The organism is Flavobacterium algicola (genome assembly GCF_022399565.1).
Lineage (GTDB): Bacteria > Bacteroidota > Bacteroidia > Flavobacteriales > Flavobacteriaceae > Flavobacterium > Flavobacterium algicola.
In genome coordinates this window covers 187,245-210,480 of record NZ_JAJTUT010000005.1, presented here as the reverse complement: position 1 = coordinate 210,480, position 23,236 = coordinate 187,245, and the positions used below count along the sequence as shown (strand labels likewise).

Below are 23,236 nucleotides of genomic sequence, written 5' to 3'. Positions count from 1 at the left end.
TTTGACAAATATAGTATTTTATTAAAGTATCACAAGTTTTTCAAATTTTTCAGCCTTTTTATTTGTTAAGCTAGATTTGACTGTCAGCTTATAAACATAAACTCCTTTTCCGATTTTATTTCCAAAATCATCTCTACCGTCCCATGTTATCTCTTTCGATAAAAAACCGTCTGTATTTATTAGCTGGTTTTTTGTCCAAACTACCTTTCCTGTAACTGTATATACTTGAACTTGTACTTCTAGAGGCTCGAAAGGACGGTTGTGTGTAAACCAGAATTCTGTGTAATTTACAAAAGGGTTAGGGTAATTAAGAACGTTGGTTAATGTAATGGTTTCGTCACCAACTACTAGAAACTGAATTTCGGTTGTTGTTGGATTATTATAAACATCCCACGCTTTAAATGTTAATGTATGTAAACCTGCAGTAATATCACGGAGAGGAAATCGAACTGTTCCTTTGGTGTAATCATCTAAATTGGTTTGGTAATAATCATTTAATATGTAAGGATTGCTTTCGTCGCCATCTAATACAGCTGTGATGTCATGTCCGATTCCGCTGGCAGTATTAATTCCGCTTTCATCTTCAAGCAATGCAATGAGGAATGGAGATGAATTAGTAATGCCTCCAGAAACAAACGTTTCGTCGTTCATATATAACTGTACAATTGGATTTATATTGTCTTCAGGTGCATTTTCGTTAACGCCACCAATTTTTATAGATGTATCCTGTCCCGCTTTGTCTTCGAGTGTTTGATTTTGAGTTGCATAGAAACTTATTTTACCATTGTCTAATGGTATTCTAATATCTCTGGGTACAATAAAACTAAATTCAAATTGACCACTGGTGATAGTTGCATTCCCTCTAAAAATTGACTCTCCTAATACATTAAAGTTTATTGACGGACTATATCCATCATTATTAAGTGTTTTTCTAGAAGTTGTTTTATCGAATATGCGGGTTGCTACTTCACCATTATAATTGGCTAAAATGTTATTATTGCCATCAGTAATCTCTCCTGCTATTTTTATTTTTGCTAAAGATTTAAAGTCTGCAATTGACTGTGAGATAGGTATATCATTAACTTTTGTAAGTCGGATTGTCGGTTTTGGTATGGCTAACATAAGTGCTGGGTCTCCAATATAAAAAATAACATTGGAGGAAGAACTAGGTGTATTGTTTTTTGCTAGACGCAATGATTCTGCTATAGATGTATATTCGTTTGATTCATATGATAAAAGGTATTTAAAAAGATTATCATTGAAGTTTTCTGCTGTCGTTTGTGCGATGGAGCGAATAGTTGTAATCATTCCTATTGCTCCACCAGTTGGATTCCAATAAACAAATTCACCAGCAGTTTGTTTAGAAGGATTGTCAAAACGTGAAAAATCACAAGTAATGGTTACAAAGAGAGGGTATTTGTATTGGTTGTTCAAATTCTCACCATCGGATTTTTCCCAAATTCGTTCTGCAGACAAACCATCTTCACCTCCATGACCTAAATAATTTACTATAAGAGCTCCTTTTTCAAAGGCATTAAATATATCAGTTCGAGCTAGTGGGTACCTATTCCCACCTGCAGAAGTCTGCTGTACATATGAATCGAGAAGTATTTTTTCGGGATTAAGAAATGGTTTTTTTGAGCTAATAATATCAGATAACTGGTTCTGTCTAAATTGTAGTGATAAATCAGAAGCCTTGTCTGAGTCATCAGCAATCATCATAAAGTTGTTTCTCCAACTACCATATGATTTTGCATCATGGTATTCGATTACTTTATTGACCATCTCTTCTGCTTGTTTGGTGTCAGCGACGAGCATTCGTCCTAGTGTAATATCGATACCTCCAAAATTATTTGTGATATTACCTTCACCAATGTCCATCAAGCCATAAAAATCATCGGAAGCAAATGATGATTCTCCAACGGTATTACCTCTCAGTGCATGGTATATAGGTACAATGTTGGTATTTGCAGATGTTTTGCTTTTATAGTCATATGATGCATCACCAAACAAGTTTACATATTTTAATCTTGTCTCAGAATTTGAGCTATTTTGATAAATGTATCTTATGCAGTTTCGAATAGCCGCTATATCTTGTTTCCCAGATGAGAATTCGTGATAGATAGTTTCTAACGTTAGTACCTTCGTGTTTAGTTTTGAATACGATCTATGGAATGCAGCTAATTTTTCAGCTTGATTAGCCAAGAAAGCAGGGGTGATGATAACATAATCTATATCTTGAAACTGTCCTTTGCTGTCATTGAAAACGGTTCCTTTAATGTTTTGATTAGCAATTTTGGTGTTATTATCTTTTGAAGGTGTTAAATAATCATTTGCTTCAATAGTTATATATTTTCTTATCTCACCAAGGTTAGCTTTAAAGGTAAATAAATCTAGATCTGAGTTAGAATATTTGGTAGCATTGTAAATATCTGTAATGTCCCAAACTTGAGAAATGCTCTTCGAGTTCGAAATTGCATACTGGCCGATTCCGAAATTGGAAGCTGCAGCATTATATTGAAATTTGAACTGCTTGCCCGTACTTTTTAAATTTCTCTTTGCTGTAAGTTGGATGTAATCTAGGTAACCTTTTGATCCTGCTACACTATTATTATTGTAAGTAAGTTTTATTTTTACATTATCACTTCCGGTGAAAGTACCGTTATAACTATTGTAGCTGTATTTTATTTCTGTGTTTGAAGGTGTTAACTGTGATAGATTAAAACTTCCTACATTTGTTTCATTTGCTTGGACATTGAAGGTTGTAGTTGTAAAAGCTGCAGCGCCGGCGGCTATCTTTATTGATATCGGTGTCGTTGTAACTAAATTTGGAAATTCAAAAGAGAATTCTTGAATATTGTTAATATCAAATGATTCTCCAAACCATTGGCGGCCTACATTTGCAATATTGTAAAGGTCTACTTCATGGTATTGCGTGTCGTCAAAAGTTGTTATGTTTAATGTTGTGTTACCTGAAGGTTGTGTTCTTTCTGCAATTCTTTTTCCATTGTCTCCTTGTACAGTTATATAGTAATAGGATTTATTTTCAAAAAGATTGATCGAAGTCTGGCTTTCATCATTCCATGTATCTGTACCTTCTCCATAAAACAAAATATAATCGTTATTGTCAAATTTACCATCATCTTCTCCAGTTAATTGAATAGCATTTTCTATTAGATCATTAGGGTAGGAGGTTAGATTTGATAAAGAAAGCATTCTTCCACCATTACCATATATTTTTATTCTTTTCGGATCAACATTACTTAAGTTCAGTCCCAACTGCTGTATGAAATTTTTGTCGAGTTTATAAACGCCAGATTTTTCAATATAAAATTGAAACCATTCTCCAGATGCAAGTACTGAGTTTGTTATTTGGGCAGTTGCATTACTTTTATTTGCTATCGTGTTTGAAGTTATCGTGTTTGGTTGGTTTGGTGCATTGTAATTAAAGGAGATGACTTTTTTAAATCCAAGTCCATCCTTAATAATAGGCGCAATGGATAAGAAAGACTGAATAATGTCTCTGGATGTATTTGTACTTAAACCTTGTATTATTTGAGTGGGAATGTTGACGTGAGAGAGATCACCTAATTGTGAAGATGATATAGATTCGTAGGTGATATTTGTAATTTGAACAGTCGATTCATTATACCTCAAATTGTCAGGTAATTTAAGCATGTAATGGATAGATTTGTCAATGGTATTGTATGTGAAACTATCGCCTGAAAATTGAGGGATTTTTAATTTTGTATCTCCAAAATTCATCTCTGTTTTATCATTCCAAACGAGCGAAATAGAACCGCTAGTCTGTGAAAATGAGAATATAGTAGTAGAAAGAATAAATAAAAAAAGTAATTTTTTCATTTTGTACTAAATTGAGATTGATTTTAGTGATTATTGTGGGTAAAAATAAATCAATTAATATGAAAATAAATAATAAATAGTATATTTTTGCGTTTGATTTGTAGAATATATTTTAATTTTGATTTGTAAAATTTTTTTTCAATGGTGTTGTAGGTTAATGGTTAATTATTATATTGCAGCACTTTAAATTATTACCTTATAAAAGAATATGAAAGTAGTTAAAAATAACATGTTACATTTGGTTTTATCCCTATCACTAGTTTTGATAGGTTTTTCTAGTTGTAGTAAAAAATCAAGTTCTAGCAGCTCTTCACGCGCTACGGGATGGAATGTTAGCGGGAAAAAGGCTGGAAGTAACAAAACTCAAACTGCTGGTCCTGGATTGGTTTTTGTAGAAGGTGGAACATTTACAATGGGTAAAGTTCAAGATGACATTATGCATGACTGGAACAATACACCAACACAACAACATGTGCAATCTTTCTACATGGATGAAACGGAAGTTACCAATTTTATGTACTTAGAATATTTAGACTGGGTAAAAATGGTTTTTCCTCCATCTGATGAAAATTACAAACATATATATACAGGAGTTTCACCAGATACATTGGTGTGGAGAAATAGATTAGGGTATAATGAAACGATGACTAATAACTATTTAAGACATCCTGCGTATGCAAATTATCCTGTAGTAGGGGTAAATTGGATTCAAGCTGTTGAATTTAGTAAGTGGAGAACCGATCGTGTAAACGAGGCTATCTTAGAAAAAAATGGTTATTTGAAGAAGAATGCTAAAACGGATGAAGTTGACGGAGAAAGTTTATTTAGCACTGAAACATACATAAATTCACCAACTTCAACATACGGAAGTAAGAACGAAGGTATTGCTTTACAAAGAACAAAAGGTAGACAAGTTTCTTCTAAATCAAAAAATGGAGAAGCACCTACAAATGTGTACGCTCAACGTAGTTCTGGTATCATATTGCCAGAATATCGTTTGCCAACAGAGGCTGAATGGGAATATGCTGCAGCTGCAGACGTAGGTCAAAGAGAATATAACATCTATAAGGGTCAAAAGAAATATCCTTGGTCTGGAAGTTATACTCGTTCAGGAAAAAGACAAACTAAAGGAGATCAGTTAGCCAACTTTAAACAAGGTAACGGTGATTACGGTGGAATTGCAGGTTGGTCTGATGATGGTGCAGATATTACTAATGCTGTTAAACAATATCCAGCAAATGATTTTGGATTGTATGATATGGCTGGTAACGTTGCAGAATGGGTTGCCGATGTTTACAGACCTATTATAGATAATGAAGCAAATGACTTCAACTACTATAGAGGTAATATGTATACTAAAAACAAAATTGGAGAAGATGGTAAGATTTCAATTGTTACTAAGGAAACAATTAAATATGACACGCTAAGTAATGGTAAAATTATTTCTAGAAATTTCCCTGGTCAAATAGCACAAGTTCCTGTTGATGAACAAGAAACTTATTTGAGACAAAATTTTGATAAGAGTAACAACGTTAATTATAGAGATGGTGATAAACAATCTTCTATTTATTACAACTTTGGAGCTTCAGAATCTAATGATGATAGAGATGGTAAAGCGATGTACAATTCACCTAGACATAATGTAACTACAGATAGTTTAGGACAAATGCAAAGAAGGTTCGATAAGTCAAGTAAAAGAACAACTTTGGTAAATGATGAAGTAAGAGTTTACAAGGGTGGTTCTTGGAGAGATAGAGCTTACTGGTTGGATCCTGCACAAAGAAGATACTTCCCGCAAGATATGGCAACAGATTTTATCGGATTTAGATGTGCAATGTCTAGAGTAGGTCCAAAATCAGACAAAAAGAAGTCAGCAAGAAATTAAAATAAAACATAATATACAGTAAAAGCCCTTTGATTAGGGCTTTTACTTTTTAACACTCTTTCAAATGGATATTAGTGCTATTCACAAGCTGTTTTTAAGCTGTAGTTCAGTTTCGATTGATACTCGTAAAATTGAGGCGAACTCAATGTTTGTTGCTATAAAGGGAGATCGTTTTGATGCAAATACTTTTGCCAAAGAAGCTATTGATAAAGGTGCTTCATATGTGATCATTGATAATGAAGATTTCTATATAAATGATCAAACTATACTGGTAGAAGATAGTTTGGAAACTTTACAAAAATTAGCACAATTTCATAGAAATTATTTAAAGCTACCCATTGTTGCGCTTACGGGAAGTAATGGTAAAACAACTACAAAAGAATTGATACAAGTTGTTCTGGCTGAAAAATTCAATACTAAAGCAACTGTAGGTAATTTAAATAATCATATTGGTGTTCCATTAACTTTGTTGTCTTTTACTAAAGATACTGAAATCGGGATCGTAGAAATGGGGGCGAATCATCAAAAGGAAATTGAATTTCTTTGTGAATTAGCGACCCCTAATTATGGTTACATAACTAATTTTGGCAAAGCTCATTTGGAAGGTTTTGGTGGAGTAGAAGGTGTTATAAAGGGGAAGAGTGAAATGTATCATTATCTTCGCGCTTCTGATGGTCTCGCGTTTGTGAATCTTGAAGATGCTATCCAGCTAGAGAAAAGTTTGGGTATAAGAAGCTTTTCATTTGGTATTCATAAAAGTCATGCCGATGTTAACATAGCTGCTGTAAAAGCAGATCCTTTTGTAGCGATTAGTTTTAATGATGTTATCATTAAATCGCAAATGATAGGCTTATACAATGCTAATAATGTCAATGCTGCGATTACCATTGGAAAATATCTTGAAGTGGATGAATTGGCTATAAAAACAGCTTTGGAGGGTTATGTACCAGAGAATAATAGGTCGCAGTTGATGAGCAAGGGTACGAATAAAATTATTATGGATGCTTACAATGCAAATCCTAGCAGTATGGCCGTTGCTATTCAAAATTTTGTGCAGCTTCAAGATTTAAATAAGGTTATGATTTTAGGTGATATGTTTGAGTTGGGCGAAGAAAGTCTGCAAGAACACAAAGCGTTAATTATATCTGAAGTGATTGGAGATGATGTAAAAAGCTTTTTTGTTGGAGAAAATTTTTATGAAAATAGAATCGTTAAATCCAATTTTGAATTCTATAAAACTTTTGCAGATTTTGAAAAGTACTTGAAAGATAATTTATTTTCTGATAGTATGATTTTGATAAAGGGTTCTAGAGGAATGGCACTTGAAAGAAGTTTGAATTATTTATAATTGATGTAAACTAGATAAATAATAAAAAAAACTCCAGTAGCAATACTGGAGTTTTTTGATTTAGTAAGCAATTATTTGGTATTCATTTTATTATCAAGGGGAGAACTTTTATTGATTAGAAAGCTGTTTAGTATTATTCTTTGACTACAAATGACGCTTTTAACGCAGCATTAGAGTTTCCGCCAATCCATACATTAAAATCACCCGCTTCTACTTCCCATATTTTATTTACAGTGTAAAATTGTAGCATTGTAGCATCTATGGTAAAGTGAATTGTTTTTGTTTGTCCGGCTTTAATCATTGTCTTTTCGAAAGCTTTTAACTCTTTTACGGGGCGAGTAATGCTGCCTATTAAATCTCTAATGTATAATTGAATAACTTCTTCTCCGTCTCTAGTTCCCTCATTAGTCACTTCGACAGAAGCTTTTATTACTCCATTTATTGAAATTTCATTTTTATCAAGTTTCAAATTTTTATAATCGAAAGTAGAGTAACTCAATCCATAACCAAACGGATACAAAGCTGTCTTTGCTGCATCTGTATAACCTGAATAGGTAACATGAGCAGGACTGTTTGGTCTACCTGTATTTTTTTGATTGTAGTATAAGGGTTCTTGTCCCACATTGCGCGGGAACGATACCGGCAATTTACCAGAAGGATTGTAATCTCCAAATAATACATCTGCAATGGCATTTCCAGATTCTGAACCTAAAAACCAACATTCTAAAATCGTTGGAATGTTTTCTGCAGCCCAAGAAATATCCATTGGTCGTCCGTTCATTAGAACAATGACCACGTTTTTGTTCACTTTATAAACTGCTTCTAGCAGTTGTTTTTGCACCCCCAAGAGACCAATGTTAGTCTGGCTTCTTCCTTCACCTGTTTGAAAAGCGCTTTCGCCAATTGCCATCAATACGACATCAGCTTTTTTAGCGGCTTCGACAGCTGCAGGTATTCCAGAGACATCGGTGGTATTGAACTTTAAGGGGTATAAAAACTGATTCTCTCCTGGCTTTAAATTAGGGATCGTTAAGTCCGCTCCTTTTTCGTAATAGATTTTAGTGTTTTTCCCTACAGCATTCTTTACTCCTTCAAGTAAAGATACTGCCGAATTATACTCGCCCTTTCCTCTCCAGTTTCCTAGTGGTGCATCTTTATCATTTGCCAGAGGACCAATAACGGCAATGCTTTTAATCTCTTTAGATAAGGGTAATAAATTAGTTTTATTTTTTAAAAGTACAATTGATTTTTTAGCAGCATCACGAGCAATCGCTAAATTTTCTTTAGTATAAATTTCGGTTTTCTCTCTTTTCTCATCACAGTATTTGTAGGGATCATCAAAAAGTCCTAATCTGAATTTTATTCTTAAAACACGTTTTACGGCGTCATCAAGATGGGCAATGCTGATTTTATTCTCTCCCAACAAATTGGCCAGATGTGCTTCATAAGCATAGGATTCCATATCCATATCACTCCCCGCGTTAAGTGCTATTTGAGCGGCTTGTTTTTTGTCTTTGGCATAGCCATGTGCTATCATTTCGCCAATTGATCCCCAATCTGAAACCATGAATCCATCCCAGGCCCAATCACCTTTCAAAATGTCTCTCTGTAGCATCTTGTTTCCTGTTGAAGGAATCCCATCTATCTCATTAAAGGAATTCATGAAAGTGGCAACACCAGCATCTGCAGCTGCTTTAAAAGGAGGCAAAATACTATTGTGTAATTCGTAATCGCCTATATTAACAGTGTTGTAATCTCGACCTGCTTCGGCAAAACCATAACCTGCAAAATGTTTTGCACAGGCAGCTATAGTTGTATTTAATGATAAATCCTCACCTTGAAATCCTTGGATGCGAGCAACACCTATAACGGAATTTAAATAGGTATCCTCACCTGCGCCTTCCATAATACGTCCCCAACGTGCATCACGAGAAACGTCAATCATGGGTGCAAAAGTCCATTGTATGCCCGAAGCAGCAGTTTCCTTTGCAGCGACAGATGCGGTGAGTTTCATTAATTCTAAATCCCAACTAGCACTCTCACCTAGCGGAATAGGAAAGATCGTTTTGTAGCCATGAATTACATCATAACCAAAAATTAACGGAATTTTCAGGCGTGAATTTTCCATTACAATTTTTTGAGTTTCTCTAATAGACGCAACAGAAGCAATGTTTAACATCGAGCCCACTTCGCCGTTCTTTAATTTTTCTAATTTATGCTGATCGCCATTTGATGAGGAAGGCCCAGTAGCATTCCACTTACCACTATACTGCACCAATTGCCCAATTTTCTCATTGAGGCGCATCAATCCTAAGACGGAATCGACCTTTCGTTCTATTTGCTGGTTTTGTTTTGTTGGTGGGTCAATAAGTGTACTCTCAATCGTATGTTTTTTAAATCCATAAGAAATAGCAGTAAGTAATACTAGAACTGTGATGGATCGAATTTGCTTTGTCATCTAATAAATTTTAATATTTTCCTATGTTAGCAGTGCACCAGTCTTGGTATGCTGCCTCTAATTCTTTTACCTTTTTAATGTTCACTAAGGACAGATCTTTTCGTTCCCCTGGATCATTTTTTACATCAAATAATTTGAGAGACAAATCATTTCTGATGGGTGCTATGTATAAATTACTGGGGCGGCTTTTCCAGTGATCCTCATCCGTATTGGTTAATTTCCAATCTCCTATTCTGATCGCCCATGTTTTTTGCCATTTCCAAACCAAAACTCGGTCTTTCACAGGAGGTTTCATCAAACTTATCCCGTCTAAGGTTGCATCAGTGATGGGGACTCCTGCTGCTCCCACAATTGTTGGCAGAATATCCATTGCCGACACATATTCATCTACAGTCTTACCTGCTTCAATTTTCCCCGGCCAACTTATCGCCATTGGTACGCGAATTCCGCCTTCCCACAAAGAGTATTTACCAGCTGTAAGCGGACTGTTATTAGCCCCATTAAGTGGTGTTCCACCATTATCAGATATAAAAATAATTAGGGTGTTTTTGTCAATGCCTTCTTTTTTAAGGGCATCCAAGACCTTACCTATGTTATCATCCAAACAGTTGATGTTTGCTAGATAATATTTACGTAAATCTTCATCTTGTATTGCTCCAAGACGAGAATATTTGTCATAATACGCACCATACGTTCCTGGTTTGTATTTTTCAAATCCTTCTTGGTCAGCGGGATTGTAATTTGGGATTGGTTTGACATTGTATTTATCCAAGTATTTTTGCGGAACCTCATGAATTAAATGATGTACAGAATTGTAGGCCAAAGTCAAATAAAATGGTTTGTTTTTTGACTTATGGATGTAATCAACGGCTTCATTTGTCAAAATATCCGTCAAGTATCCGTCGCTGTAACTTTTTATGCCGTCATTATGCATCAATGGCCCCAATGCAGCACTAGTCCCATTAGGATCTGGAGTTTTATCTTTCATTTCTTGTGAAAGTAACCAGTAATCATGTGCATGCGCACTGAAACCTAAAAACTCATCATAACCATGCTTAGTAGGATATTCTCTAACATTATATTTGTGGAAATTTTTTCCTAAATCATTTTTCCCAATTCTTGCCGTTGCATAACCTGCTTGTTTCAAGTATTCGGGAATCGTCTTTACATTTTTTGGTAATCCTGGTCCCCAACTGGCATTTTTATCCCAGCGAATTTGATTTTTCCCCGTCAACATACCCGCTCTTGATGGGCTACATACAGGTGCCGTTGTATAAGCTTCGGTATAAACCGTTCCTGTTGCTGCTAATTTTGCCATATTTGGGGTATCAGCAGTGGTGTCGTGGTTTTTAAAGGGAGCAAAGTCAGCATATCCTTGATCGTCTAGGATTATCAAAAGAATATTCGGTGCCAAATCTTTTTTAAATGCCTGTGCATAGTTTTTACAGGAAAGTAAACCAAAGAATACGGCAAGAAATAATAGTTTTTTCATAGTGTTGGTTCTTTAAAAGTTTTCTGATTTTAAAAGTAAATGCATCATAAGACATCATTGTTTCTAATTTAAACATCAAAAAATCTTAATCCACCATTATCATCCTATGTTATTTATCGATGGACAAATCAACATAAATAGGAAAATGGTCTGAAGGATATTTTAAATCAATCGATTCACTTAAAACAGCATATTTGTGGACCTTGATTTTTTTGGAATTTGAAGTAAAAATATAATCAATCTTGCGGGTCACAGGTTCATTAAATTTGAAACCATTAAAAGACCCGGAAGGTCCAAAAGTCAATTGAGCAGCAGATTGTGTGTTCACCATGATTTGAGATAATTCTTTGATCAATTCACTATCTGGCTCAACGTTGAAGTCACCTGTAAGTATCACAGGATATTTTTTTGTGTTTACCTCTGCTATTTTTTGCTCAATTTGTTTCATTCCATTTAATTGTGCTAATGGGCCAATATGATCTAAATGCGTATTGAAAAACCAGATTTTGGTATGTTTTTCAATATCTGTAAACAATGCATAAGTACAAATTCTAGGATAAGCGGCATCCCAACCCATAGAAACTTTGTCTGGTGTTGGAGACAGCCAGAAAGTATTTACTTGTTCAACTTTAAATTTTTTAGTATTGTAAAATATAGAAGAATGCTCTCCTTTTTGATCGCCATCACGTCCTAAACCTATAGCAGCATAATTTGTAAGTGATTTTTTCAAATCTTCCATTTGATTCGGTTTTGCTTCTTGAACACCCATAATATCTGGTGCAAAAAACAATACTTGTTTGCTTAAAAAATCTTTGCGATTTTTCCATGCATTTTCGCCGTCGGAAGTTACATCTAAACGAAGGTTGTACGTCATCATTTTGTAATTTTGACTGATCCCATTTGTAAAGGTTGTTATTGCCATTAGTAAGAAAATATATTTTTTCATGTTTAAAAATGTTTATTTATTTTTTTTGAAAAACTCGAACATAATCGACCACCATTTGCTGAGGAAATATGCTGTCATCAATCCCTTTTTGTCCGCCCCACATTCCGCCAACCGATACATTTAATATCAAATGAAATTTTTGATCAAAAGGCCATTTGTCAGTATTTGTATGGTTATTTACTATATGGTTGTACACTACGTCGTCAACGATAAAATCAATTTTTTCAGGTGTCCATTCAAGTGCGTATACGTGGAAAGTATCATTTGGATCCTTAACGAAAATCTTTTTCCCTTTCTGAGTACCTTTTATATGATTGAAAGCTTTGCTATGTATGGTGCCGTGAATAAAATCATTATCATAACCCACTTGCTCCATGATGTCTATCTCTCCACTTTCTGGCCAGCCTACAGTTTTTCGGTTTTCACTTAGCATCCAAATGGCTGGCCACATACCGCGACCCTTTGGTAATTTGGCGCTAACTTCTATTCGCCCGTATTTCCAGTCGGCAATCCCTTCGGTTTTTATTCGAGCTGAAGAATAATTAGCAGAATCAATTTGCGTTTTGTATTTAGCCCAACTTTTAATTTCTGGATTTTTAAAATCTTTGTTCATTACCTTTTCTTTGTGAGCTTCAATGATAAGGTATCCATTTTCTACTCTAGCATTTTTCAAACTGTCTGTGAAATATTGCTTTTCCTCATTCGCTATAAAACCATAATCGTAGCCCCACTTGGTATCATCTGGTTTTCCTTTGTAATTAAACTCGTCACTCCATACTAATTTATAGCCTTGTTTGTCAGAGTTTTTTTTCAGTATTTCGAATACTAGTTCGGGTTCATCTGTTGTTATAAAATCAAAATCATTGGCTAGTAACCAGTCAATATCTTCTGTTGAGTTGGCCACCCAAGCGTTTAAAGTCAATCCCAGTTCTTTAGCATCATTAATCCATTCAGGACTTTTTTTCAATTTATAAACCAAATAGTCTAACCCTGAAATGCCGTCTTGTTTCAATAGTGCAGGAGGTTTTGAACCATCCAAATATTGCGTTACAACCGATTTATCCAACGCTTTCAGTTCTTTTAAAATTTCGTAACTAAAGCTGATGTAGGCAAGAATATACCGTTCGACTTTTTCGTCTTTTACCATTTTTAATACTTTTTGAGCGATAAAAGTATTTCGACCTGGTATTTTTGAAGGTTTAATTTCGCAGACCAATCCTGTATGCTTATTGTTGGTACTACCCGCTTGTAAATAGTGTTTTAGCGTAGGTAAAGCTTCACCATTAGCAAGTTTATGTTTTGCTAAAGTGGCATACGTATTTTCTTCTACTTCTAAATTGTTATAGGTAGCATCATGCGCAATGACAAGAACACTGTCTGCAGTCATACGTACATCAAATTCAGACCCTGTACATCCTAGTCTGATGGCTTCTTGTAAGGATGCAATGGAGTTTTGAGGTACACCTTTTGCTTTCCACGCTCCTCTGTGGGCAATGATAGTATTTTTTGCGAAGGCAAAATCACTTTTTTGCAAGACTGTTTTACAAGAGAGTAAACCTAATGCAATGAAAATGAGTAGGTGCCTATTGTTTTTCTTAATCGATAGAACTGCCATAAATTATAATTTAGAGTCATTAATTTAAGCTACAAAACACAAGAGTCATAAATAGAACTCTTGTGTTGTAACGTAGCTTTTATATTATCGTAACTATGGATTAATATCCTGTATTTTGAGGGTAATTAGGTCCTAGTAAATTCAAGTCTTCTTGAAAAATGGCAAAGTTGATATAGTAATCCTGCCAGTTGATTCTTGGATCTTTGCTTCCGCCAAAATTCGCAGGAAAATAGGCTCCGTCTCCCGAATAATTTCTCATCTGAGTATTTAGGGTAGTTGCGCCAAATCTTTTTAATGTAAACCAACGTTCGCCCTCAAAAGCTAATTCTCGTGCGTTCTCATCTAAAATATCTTGCAATGTCAAACTTGTAAGCGCTGCTGCTTTGGCTCTTGTTCTAATAGCATTAATGTACGGTAACGGATCGCCACTGCCAGATCTTAGTATTGCCTCGGCAGCAATTAAATAGGTCTCTGCTAATCTTAAAACTAGAATATTGCTACGCTGCAAATAAGAAGTGGCATCATCGTCATCTTGTGTAAATTTTATACATGAAGGATGTAATCTTTGATAATAAAGAGCATACGTTCCATCAGGACTTGTAGGTGTAGCTTTTGGCTGGTAAATTGTAATTTCTTTACCTGTATCAGCTCCAGTGTTGTAGTAATATTTTAATCGAAAGTAGGTATTGTCATCTCTTGTATCGTTGGGATCCTGAGCTAGAAGATTCAATAAATAATTATTTGGTAATACTCTAGAGAAACCTCTTCCACCTTGAGCAACGTCTGCATCAATTCCGGTGATTTGAAAGTACTGCGTCACATAATTGGCATTAATCATGGTAGTACCTCCACCGCCCAAAATATCATCTTGGGCTTGTACTACAAATAATTGTTCTGTATGATTTCTGCTACCTTTAAAAACATCAGCTGTAGATGTCAGTAATTTATGAGGAGAACTAGGATCTTCAATCACAGACAAAGCTTGTGTTTTTGCTTCCTCCCAATTGCCCTGCCACATAGCAACTTGTGCTTTGACATGCTTTGCAGTTCCTTTTGACACACGACCGAAAGTTACATTCCATTCTAGATTGTCAATTGCAAATTGTAAGTCGCTGTTTAGTAGTGCAAATATTTCCTCCTCAGATGATTTGTCTTGGATAAGTGTAAAAGCATTCTCAACTGTATAAGATTCTGTAGTCACAAAGATATTATGGTACATTTTATACAAGTAAAAATAAGAGTAGGCTCTAAAAAATTTTGCCTCTGCAATAATTTGATTTCTTGATTTGTCTTCAATTCCTTCTACTTTTTCTGCAGCATTAATAATGTCAGTTGCTTTGTTGGCAATTTTGTAAAATGGTTTCCAAAAAAAGCGCGAAGCATACTCCGTTCCCAAATCGATCGAAGAGACTCCTCTTTCATACCTTCCTACTAAACCTGTATAACCACTTCTTGAAAACGCCAAATCACTTCGGGAGGACATGTACACGCCGCCCATGTAATCTTCACCGCTATCATCGTAACGGTCACGGTTGAAAGTATATAAACTTACAACGCCCGATTTTAAACCCTCTTCGGTGGTATACACATAGCCAGAATCAATAGATGTGCTCGGTTGTTCGTCTAGGTAGTCTTCACAAGAAACGGTTGCTAATAATGAAACGATTGCTACTGCACTCGCGGCCTTACTGATATATTTTTTTATTGTATTCATGATGTCTTTATATTTTAAATTACAAACTAAGTTTTACTCCAAATGTGAAATTTTGGGTGTCAGGATATCCAGTGTCTGCGCTAGAATAGGTATCTCTTATGTTTACTTCTGGACTATAACCTATATAATCTGTTTTGGTAAATAAATTAGTTGCTGTTACATAAAATCTAAGTTGTGATACATTAAATCTACTTGTGATGGCTTCAGGAAAGGTATAACCTAAACTTACAGTTCTTAATCTTACATAAGAAGCGTCTTTGACTGCCAATGCGTTTAAATATTGTGGAGTAGAATCATAGCTAGCTCTTGGGAATGTCGTAGAAGGATTTTCTGGTGTATAATAAGGTACTTTTACGCCATTAAGTTTACTCGATAAGGTTCCTCCATTATTATAATCAGATAAGAACGGATTCACTTTGGTTGCTCCTTCTACCGCATAAAAGTCTACAAATAAATCCAGTCCTTTATACGATAGGTTAGTAGACAAAGAACCATACCAATCGGGGTTAGGATCTGTAAAAACCCTATCATCTTGTGTGATTTTCCCATCTCCATTGGTATCTTTTATTCTAATATCACCCGCTCTTAAGTTGGTTTGTGTAATTGTAGATTCAGTATTGGCTTGTGGTGCATTTGCAAAATCATCGCCTACTTGATAAATACCGTCAAATTGATATTGTCTAATAACTCCTGTTGGTTGTCCTACATAGTAATTATAAGCATCATCTTGTGTAATAGCATTACCGTCTCCATCAGCGTAAAGATTAAGTAATTTGTTTTGATTATTAGACCAGTTAGTAGCGACAGACCACTTAAAGTCCTTCGTATTGATAAGATTTGCTGTTAAACTTACTTCAAATCCTTTGTTTTGAAGTTCACCAGCATTGAAGTAAGTATAAGTGTATCCAGTGGTTGACGGCACTCCTCTTTTTAATAGCAAATTAGTAGTTCTAGCATCATAATACTCAACTGTACCTGTTAATACTCTTTTAAAAAATGAAAAATCAACTCCTACGTTCAGGGTTGTAATTTTTTCAAACTTCAAATTGGTATTGGGCAATATCACAGAAGGGGAGTAGCCAGATGCTGTTTCCTCATCAAAGATATAATTTTGACCATCTGCTGTAAATAGCGAAGTATAAGGTTGTTTAATTCCGTTTACCAATGCACCATAACTGGCTCTTAATTTTAACTCGTCAACAGCATTACTGTTTTTTAAGAAGTTTTCGTTATTCATTTTCCATGCAAAGGAAGCTGCAGGATTTTGAGCCCATTTGTTTCCTTCTGCATTTACCGAAGCTCCATCTGCGCGATAAGTAGCTGAAAATAAATATTTGTCCATCATAGTATAGCGAAGCCTTCCCATAAATGAGGCATATTTTTTAGTCGTTTGTTCTCGTAATACGGTGACATTCCCAATGGCATTTGTAATTCCGTTATAACCTAGGCTTTCATTTGGGAATCCTGTGCCTTGCGTAAAAGTTCTTGAATATTTATCTTCCTGCGAAGATTGAACTGCAGTGATATCAAATTTATGATCTGCATTTATCACCTTATCGTAGGTTAAAATGTTTTCGACTAAATAAGATTCGTTCAATTTATTGTCAATTCGTGCAATACCTCCAGCCGTGGCACCTGAAGAACTTAACGAAGATAGATATTGTCCTCGTTCAGAATTTTTGCGAGTAAGATTCGTTTTTAATTGGTATTGTAAATCCTTTGTGATTTGCCATGTAGGAGTTACATTAATAACATAGTCATTGCCTTTTTCATCATTAGTTTGTTCTCTTAAGTTCCACAATGGATTTGTAGCGCTTAACTCTTCACCACTTGGATATCGAGTAATGCTTCCGTCTTCATTATAGGCATTTCCCAATGGAGAAAATGTGATCACGTCTATATTGGCTGCTCTTTCAATGTCGTCATCAAGTAAATTTAAGTCAAAGTTGACAGAGAACTTACTACTTATTTTTTGATCAACGTTTAATCTCAAATTTTTTCTATTGTAACTAGAGGTAGGGATAATTCCGTCTTCTTTAAAATAGTTGATACTTCCGTATACTTTTGTCATTTCGTTACCACTACTTATCGTTACGGTCTGGCTGTTAATTAATCCTTTTCTAAGCAATTCTTGCTCCCAGTCTACAAACTTATTATTAGCAATATTGTCAAGTTCAATAGCAGAAAAAGCTACATTGTCATCCGGATAGCTATCATTTGCAGTATTTGATCGAATCGCTTCCCTACGCAACTGTGCAAACTCTTGGCCTGAATACACATCAAAGTTGCGTTCGATTGATTTGGTAGTCGTGTATCCATGATATGAAACAGTAACTTTTCCGTCGGTACCTCTTTTAGTGGTAACGAGAATAACCCCGTTCGCTCCTCTGGAACCATAAATTGCTTGAGCAGAAGCATCCTTCAAAACTTCAATTGACTTAATGTCATCTCCATTAATATCCTCAATACCACCATCTCTTATGATACCATCAACTACATAAACAGCACTTGTGTTTCCTTCGATAGAACTATTTCCTCTAAAGATTACCTCAGAAGTTCCTCCTGGTCTTAATGATCCTCCACCTACTTGAACTTGTAAACCTGCGATACGTCCACGTAGCATTTCAGTCACGTCAGATGTAGGTGATAATAATGCTTTGCTCAAATCTGCGGTGCCTACTGCATTTACTAAATCACTTCTTCTTTGAGTTCCGTAACCCACAACGATTACTTCTTCTAGCGAATTTGAATCCTCCAGCAATGTAATAGTCAATTTAGTATTGGTTCCTATGGCAACCTCTTTGGTTTTAAAACCGATATAGGATACCATTAATGAATTTACATTTTGAGCAACCGTTATGGAGAAGTTTCCATTAAAGTCGGTTGAGGTTCCATTTAATGATCCGTTTACCGAAACAGAAGCACCCGGAAGCGGCATGGTATCAGAAGATGATAAAACGGTTCCTGATATTGTTTTCTGATTCTGTGATTGCATTGTTAAAGAAAATAATACTAACAAAATAGAAAGTAGCATTTTAGTTTTGTGGTAATGTCGTTTTAGTTTCATTTGTATTTGTTTTTGTTTGGTTCAAAAGTATAGTTCCACTTTATTTTATGATTTATTTTAAAATTAAGTATATGTAAACTTAGACCCAAAAATTAACAATTTCGTAAAATCAGTCACGACAAAAAACAAACATCGTAATATTTACAAGGGAAAACGATTTAATAATCAGGGCGCAGCCCTCAAAGTCATTGAAAATTTAGAATTTAAATTTTTTTTAACGAAACAGCCCGAGAACATTGAGTTTCGGGCCGCTGTCGTGGTAATGTCGTGGTAAATTTTGGCCTTGTAGTGTTACTAGAAGTTTAAGATATAGTTAACTAGGCTACTATCATGTTCCAATCCCAATTTCTTTCTTAATCTGTATCGCTTCGTCTCGACACTTTTGATCGAAATATTTAATAATGGTGCTATCTCTTTTGATGATAAGTTAAGACGAAGGTAGGCGCAAAAACGTAAATCATTCGGTGATAAATCGGGATGAGACTGTTTTACTTTGTCAAGAAAATCTTTATCTGCATTGTTAAAAGCTTTTTCAAAAAAGGACCAATCCTTACTGTCATTTAAATTGTTATCAATTAATTTTAAGGTAGTATCATTGTCTTGGTTTTTACTTTTCTTTAGCTCTTTCTGAATGCTATTTAAAACTTCATTCTTTTTAATGATGCTCATTGTCGATATAGCAAGTTCCCTGTTTTTACTTTCTATGTCCTGATTTAGTTGCTCATTTTTAATGCGCGTTATCAATTGCTCATTCTCCAATTGTTTGCGTGCATGTAGCTTTTTATAATGTTTTTTATAAATTTTGTGCATCATCAATGAAAATCCGACTAAAAATAAAAAATAAATGAAGATTGCTGTATTGGATATAAACCAAGGCCTATTAATTTTAAACTGATACTTAATCGTATTGGCCGATAATTTATTGCCAATCTTTGCTCGCACGTATAAGATGTACGAACCAAAGGGCAAGTTTTCAAATGTGAGTTCAGATTTACTATTCCATTCACTCCACTGGTCTTGTCTTCCTTTTAATTGATATTGATATTGGACTTCTTTGTATTTATTATAAGCGGGAACACTGTAGTTAAAGGTAACTGAATTATTTTCGTATTCAAATTCACCAAATTTTTGAACTTCAACATTAGAATTTCTTTCCAACGATTTAACATCAATTGAATTAAGAATTAATTGATAATTATTGTTTTTGTTTATTTGAGAAATATCAATAGTAAGATACCCGTCCGTTATACCGATTAAGTAAGTGCTGTTGGCGAGATGCGAAATATTTTCATAGCCAACCTGCCCTTTTCTTAATGGATGCGAGATGGCAATATCATTTGTTTTTAAATCATTTGTCAAATCATTCACATCAACATAACTAATATTATCGTTGGAAAATGCCCAAAGCTTTTCGGTGTCATCGACAACCAGTTTACCAGATGTATATTCAGATTGAGTGATAAGTCTACTTAGAACGGTGTCTTTTGCAAAAACATGTTTTTTATTATCAAAGGCAAGAATTCCGCCATTGTAGGCATATAAAATTTGATTTTTATACTTAATAAGACTCGAATTTTTATCAATTGGAGCATTCGGGTCAATAAAAACATTTGTGACCTGGGTAAAATCTTTATTTATTTTAAGTCGAAAAAGCCCTTTATATCCATGGCTTACCCAGATTTCATTAGAATTTGTAATTTCAAAATATCGTGCGGAATTGTCAAATCCGTTAATTTTATTTCTAAGTTTCCAATTTCCTTTTTCTTTTGTCAATACATTAAGCCCTTTGTAATTTCCTTGTATTAAAATGTTATCTGCATTTGGGATCATTCTAAACCCCCATGTACCAGGTACGTTGGATATCAAGGTAGCTTTTTGATTATCGATTACGAATGTTCCAGAATGATGGCCACACAACAATTCGTCCTGATACAAATACAGACACCATACCTGTCCCGCCGTCCCTGTAATATATTTAAAAGGTTCTTGTGTATTTGCTTTTTTATAAAATAGCCCTTGATTTGTCCCTAAGTATAGATTTCCATGATAAAAAACAGAAGCATACACTGTACCAATTTTCCCTTCATCATCATTAAAAACCTTGATGGGCGATTTTACATTAATACAGTTAATACCATTGTCGAGTCCTGCCCATACATTATTATCTATGTCTTCATACAAGCATAAGGCAGTATTGTTATTCAGACCATTGCTTCTATTTAATTCATATTTTATGGCTCCTTCTTTTGTTAAGTGTATGACTCCGTTTTTAATCGTACCAATAAAATAGCTTTTGTCTTTAAGCTGAATACTATTAAATACGCTCATTTTTTTTAGAGCTTGGTTTGAAGATACATTCCAAGCTGTTATTTTTCCATTAATTAATGTATAAAAACCTTGGCTCTTTGTTAAGATAAGCACTCCATTTGATAGATGAAACATGCTAACTACTTTATCATTTTCAAATAAAGTATTGTTGACGACTAATTTTGGTTTGCCAGCTTCAATTTTATAAATCCCTTCCTTATCAACATGGTAGTAAATTGTGTTATCAATATTAAAAATTCTCGAAATTCCATTTTTTGAATTAATAATCTTAGTAGCGCCGGTGGTAGAATTATAAAAATAGATTCTATTAAATGATTGAAACAATATCCATTCGTCATAAGTAAGAATGTTCCAAATATGTTCATCTTCAATCATGGGGACTTTAAATTTGGAAACTAACGATTTGTATTTTAATAGACCAAATCCGTCTCGCTCCCATAAGCCAAATTCCATGTAGCAGCCCGTATAAATCTTTTTTCCTACTGCATTAACCGCTCTAATTATAGTACTATTTGGCGATGGATAAAGTTTCCATTTTGCACCATTGTACTCTAAAAGGCCTTCATTATTCCCAACGTAAATAACTTTATCGCTTGATTGAGAAATCATCCAATTTTGATTTTCTCCATTATAATCTACAGCAGTAAAGGTCTGAATTGGTGGTAATTCTTGGCCTATCATACTTTTATTAAAAAATAAAAATAGAAAGGAATATAGTAATATGTGGAAGAGTTTAAGTTTCATAAAATAATGAGTACCGTGATATTATGTTTCGTAAAACTACAAAATCAATAATTAGCATAAAAAAGAAATTGTGTTGCTCATAAATTAAATTTATAATGAAGAGACATCTTATTGGAATTTTGGTGATATCTGGAATTTCCTTTAGTGGAGATAAAACAAAAAAAAACTCCAAAATCAAATGACTTTGGAGTTTTTAAATCTGTGGGCGATGAGGGGTTCGAACCCCCGACCCCCTCGGTGTAAACGAGGTGCTCTGAACCAGCTGAGCTAATCGCCCTATTTTACTAGGTTGCTATCATTTTGTGATTGCGAGTGCAAATATAAGACTCTTTTTTGAATGTGCAACTATAAAATGAAAAAAAAATTAAATTATTTCTGCAACCACAAATGTGCTGCCGCCAACGTAGATAAAATCATTGGTTTGTGCTGCTATTTGTACTGTTTGGTAAGCCTCTGTGATAGAACTATATGCGTCTCCGTTTAGGCCCATTTCTACTGCTTTTTGATGTAGAATTGTAACATCGAGACCTCTTGGGTTATTTGGTCTAGCAAAATAATATTTTGCTTTTTTTGGTAGCAGTGGGAGTATTGCGTCTAGGTTTTTATCATTTACAACGCCAAAAACAATATGAAGATTATTATAATTTTCTTTTTTGATTTGGTCAAATACGATTGTCAGTCCTTCTTTATTATGTGCGGTGTCGCAAATAGTTTTAGGATGCTCACCAATTTGTTGCCATCTCCCTAATAAACCAGTATTGGGAACTACATTTGCCAAGCCAACTTTACAGTTCTCTATCGTTGTACTCAGTACATTCATCTCGTTTAAAACAGAAATGGTTTGCAATACTGTTTTTTTGTTGTGTAATTGGTAATCACCTAATAAATCAGAAGGGTAGGTGTCTTTTATATTTTCTGAAGCAAAGTATATTTTTGACTTGCAATCGGTGGCTTTACTGATAAAAACGGGTTTTGTCTCGGCAGTATATTCGCCAATTACTACAGGAATGTTTGGTTTTATTATTCCAGCTTTTTCTGTTGCGACTGATGTTAAGGTATTGCCTAGGAATTGAGTGTGGTCTAATCCTATATTAGTAATTACCGAGATCAGGGGAGTTATAATATTGGTAGCGTCTAGTCGGCCACCCATTCCTACTTCTATAATGGCAAAATCGACCTGCTCCACGGAGAAATATTCGAAAGCGAGGCCAACGCTCATTTCAAAAAAACTAATATCGTGACTCTCAAAAAACGGTTTGTTCTTGGCAATAAATTTGCAAATAAAGTCTTCGCTGATTTCTTGACCGTTAATTTTGATTCTTTCACGATAATCTCTGAGATGAGGTGACGTATAAAGTCCGACTTTATATCCAGCCTCTTGCAAAATAGAGGCTAGCATGTGTGAGGTAGATCCTTTACCATTGGTTCCTGCTACATGTATGCATTTTAATTGATGATGCGGGTTGTCGAGATGTTCAATAAGTTCGATTGTGTTTTGTAAATCTTCCTTATATGCTGTTGCGCCTTGCGTTTGGTACATGGGCAACTGGTTGAACATCCATGTAGTAGTTTCTTGGTAATTCATCGATTGTAATTTTGAATCCAAAAGTACAACTTCTTTTGGTGGTGCTCAAATAGTATTTCGGTATATGAAAGTGTTTTTTTTTGTGGGCGTGCCCCTCCGTAATCCCGAAACTTCGGGACGGGTCAGGCTTTCCGTTACAATCTTTTTTGGGGCAGAAAAAGCCCTAAAAGAGGATTTTCACTGCAATCCT

Annotated in this window: 11 protein-coding genes and 1 tRNA gene; 2 read left to right on the top strand and 10 right to left on the bottom strand. The window is 34.8% G+C overall.

What is annotated here, in order from left to right; all coding sequences use genetic code 11:
* Window positions 1-21: 21 nt before the first annotated feature.
* Window positions 22-3,864 carry a type IX secretion system sortase PorU gene (gene porU / locus LXH21_RS16355; RefSeq protein WP_239868415.1) on the bottom strand — a complete coding sequence of 1,281 codons (3,843 nt, stop codon included), beginning with the start codon at window positions 3,862-3,864 and terminating at the stop codon, window positions 22-24.
* Window positions 3,865-4,072: 208 nt separating this feature from the next.
* Between porU and gldJ the strand changes: the two genes are divergently transcribed.
* Both gldJ and LXH21_RS16345 read left to right on the top strand, forming a co-directional pair.
* Complete coding sequence (gene gldJ, locus LXH21_RS16350) at window positions 4,073-5,749, top strand: gliding motility lipoprotein GldJ (RefSeq protein WP_239868412.1); 1,677 nt, start codon at window positions 4,073-4,075, stop codon at window positions 5,747-5,749.
* A 64-nt stretch (window positions 5,750-5,813) separates the two neighbouring features.
* The gene (locus LXH21_RS16345; protein WP_239868409.1) at window positions 5,814-7,097 is read left to right on the top strand and encodes a UDP-N-acetylmuramoyl-tripeptide--D-alanyl-D-alanine ligase; all 1,284 of its coding nucleotides are present in this window, start codon (window positions 5,814-5,816) and stop codon (window positions 7,095-7,097) included.
* Between the two features lie 133 nt (window positions 7,098-7,230).
* On the opposite strand, the gene bglX is transcribed toward LXH21_RS16345, so the two are convergent.
* The 9 genes from bglX to LXH21_RS16300 form a co-directional block, all read right to left on the bottom strand.
* Complete coding sequence (gene bglX, locus LXH21_RS16340) at window positions 7,231-9,555, bottom strand: beta-glucosidase BglX (protein WP_239868406.1); 2,325 nt, start codon at window positions 9,553-9,555, stop codon at window positions 7,231-7,233.
* A 10-nt stretch (window positions 9,556-9,565) separates the two neighbouring features.
* Entirely contained in the window at window positions 9,566-11,047 is a 1,482-nt protein-coding gene (locus tag LXH21_RS16335; protein ID WP_239868403.1) for a sulfatase family protein, read from the bottom strand.
* A gap of 109 nt (window positions 11,048-11,156) precedes the next feature.
* Window positions 11,157-11,993, bottom strand: coding sequence for an endonuclease/exonuclease/phosphatase family protein (locus LXH21_RS16330; protein ID WP_239868400.1), 837 nt, complete (start codon window positions 11,991-11,993; stop codon window positions 11,157-11,159).
* Window positions 11,994-12,009: 16 nt separating this feature from the next.
* A complete protein-coding gene (locus LXH21_RS16325) occupies window positions 12,010-13,608 on the bottom strand; it encodes a family 16 glycosylhydrolase (protein WP_239868397.1) in 1,599 nt (532 codons plus the stop codon).
* 100 nt (window positions 13,609-13,708) lie between these two features.
* A complete protein-coding gene (locus tag LXH21_RS16320) occupies window positions 13,709-15,322 on the bottom strand; it encodes a RagB/SusD family nutrient uptake outer membrane protein (protein WP_239868394.1) in 1,614 nt (537 codons plus the stop codon).
* Between the two features lie 19 nt (window positions 15,323-15,341).
* A complete protein-coding gene (locus tag LXH21_RS16315; RefSeq protein ID WP_239868390.1) occupies window positions 15,342-18,389 on the bottom strand; it encodes a SusC/RagA family TonB-linked outer membrane protein in 3,048 nt (1,015 codons plus the stop codon).
* A 294-nt stretch (window positions 18,390-18,683) separates the two neighbouring features.
* On the bottom strand, window positions 18,684-21,398 hold the full coding sequence (locus LXH21_RS16310; RefSeq protein ID WP_239868387.1) for a triple tyrosine motif-containing protein: 2,715 nt from the start codon (window positions 21,396-21,398) through the stop codon (window positions 18,684-18,686).
* A 265-nt stretch (window positions 21,399-21,663) separates the two neighbouring features.
* Window positions 21,664-21,738, bottom strand: a tRNA-Val gene (locus LXH21_RS16305).
* Between the two features lie 87 nt (window positions 21,739-21,825).
* Entirely contained in the window at window positions 21,826-23,046 is a 1,221-nt protein-coding gene (locus tag LXH21_RS16300) for a bifunctional folylpolyglutamate synthase/dihydrofolate synthase (RefSeq protein WP_239868384.1), read from the bottom strand.
* Between the last annotated feature and the right edge of the window lie 190 nt (window positions 23,047-23,236).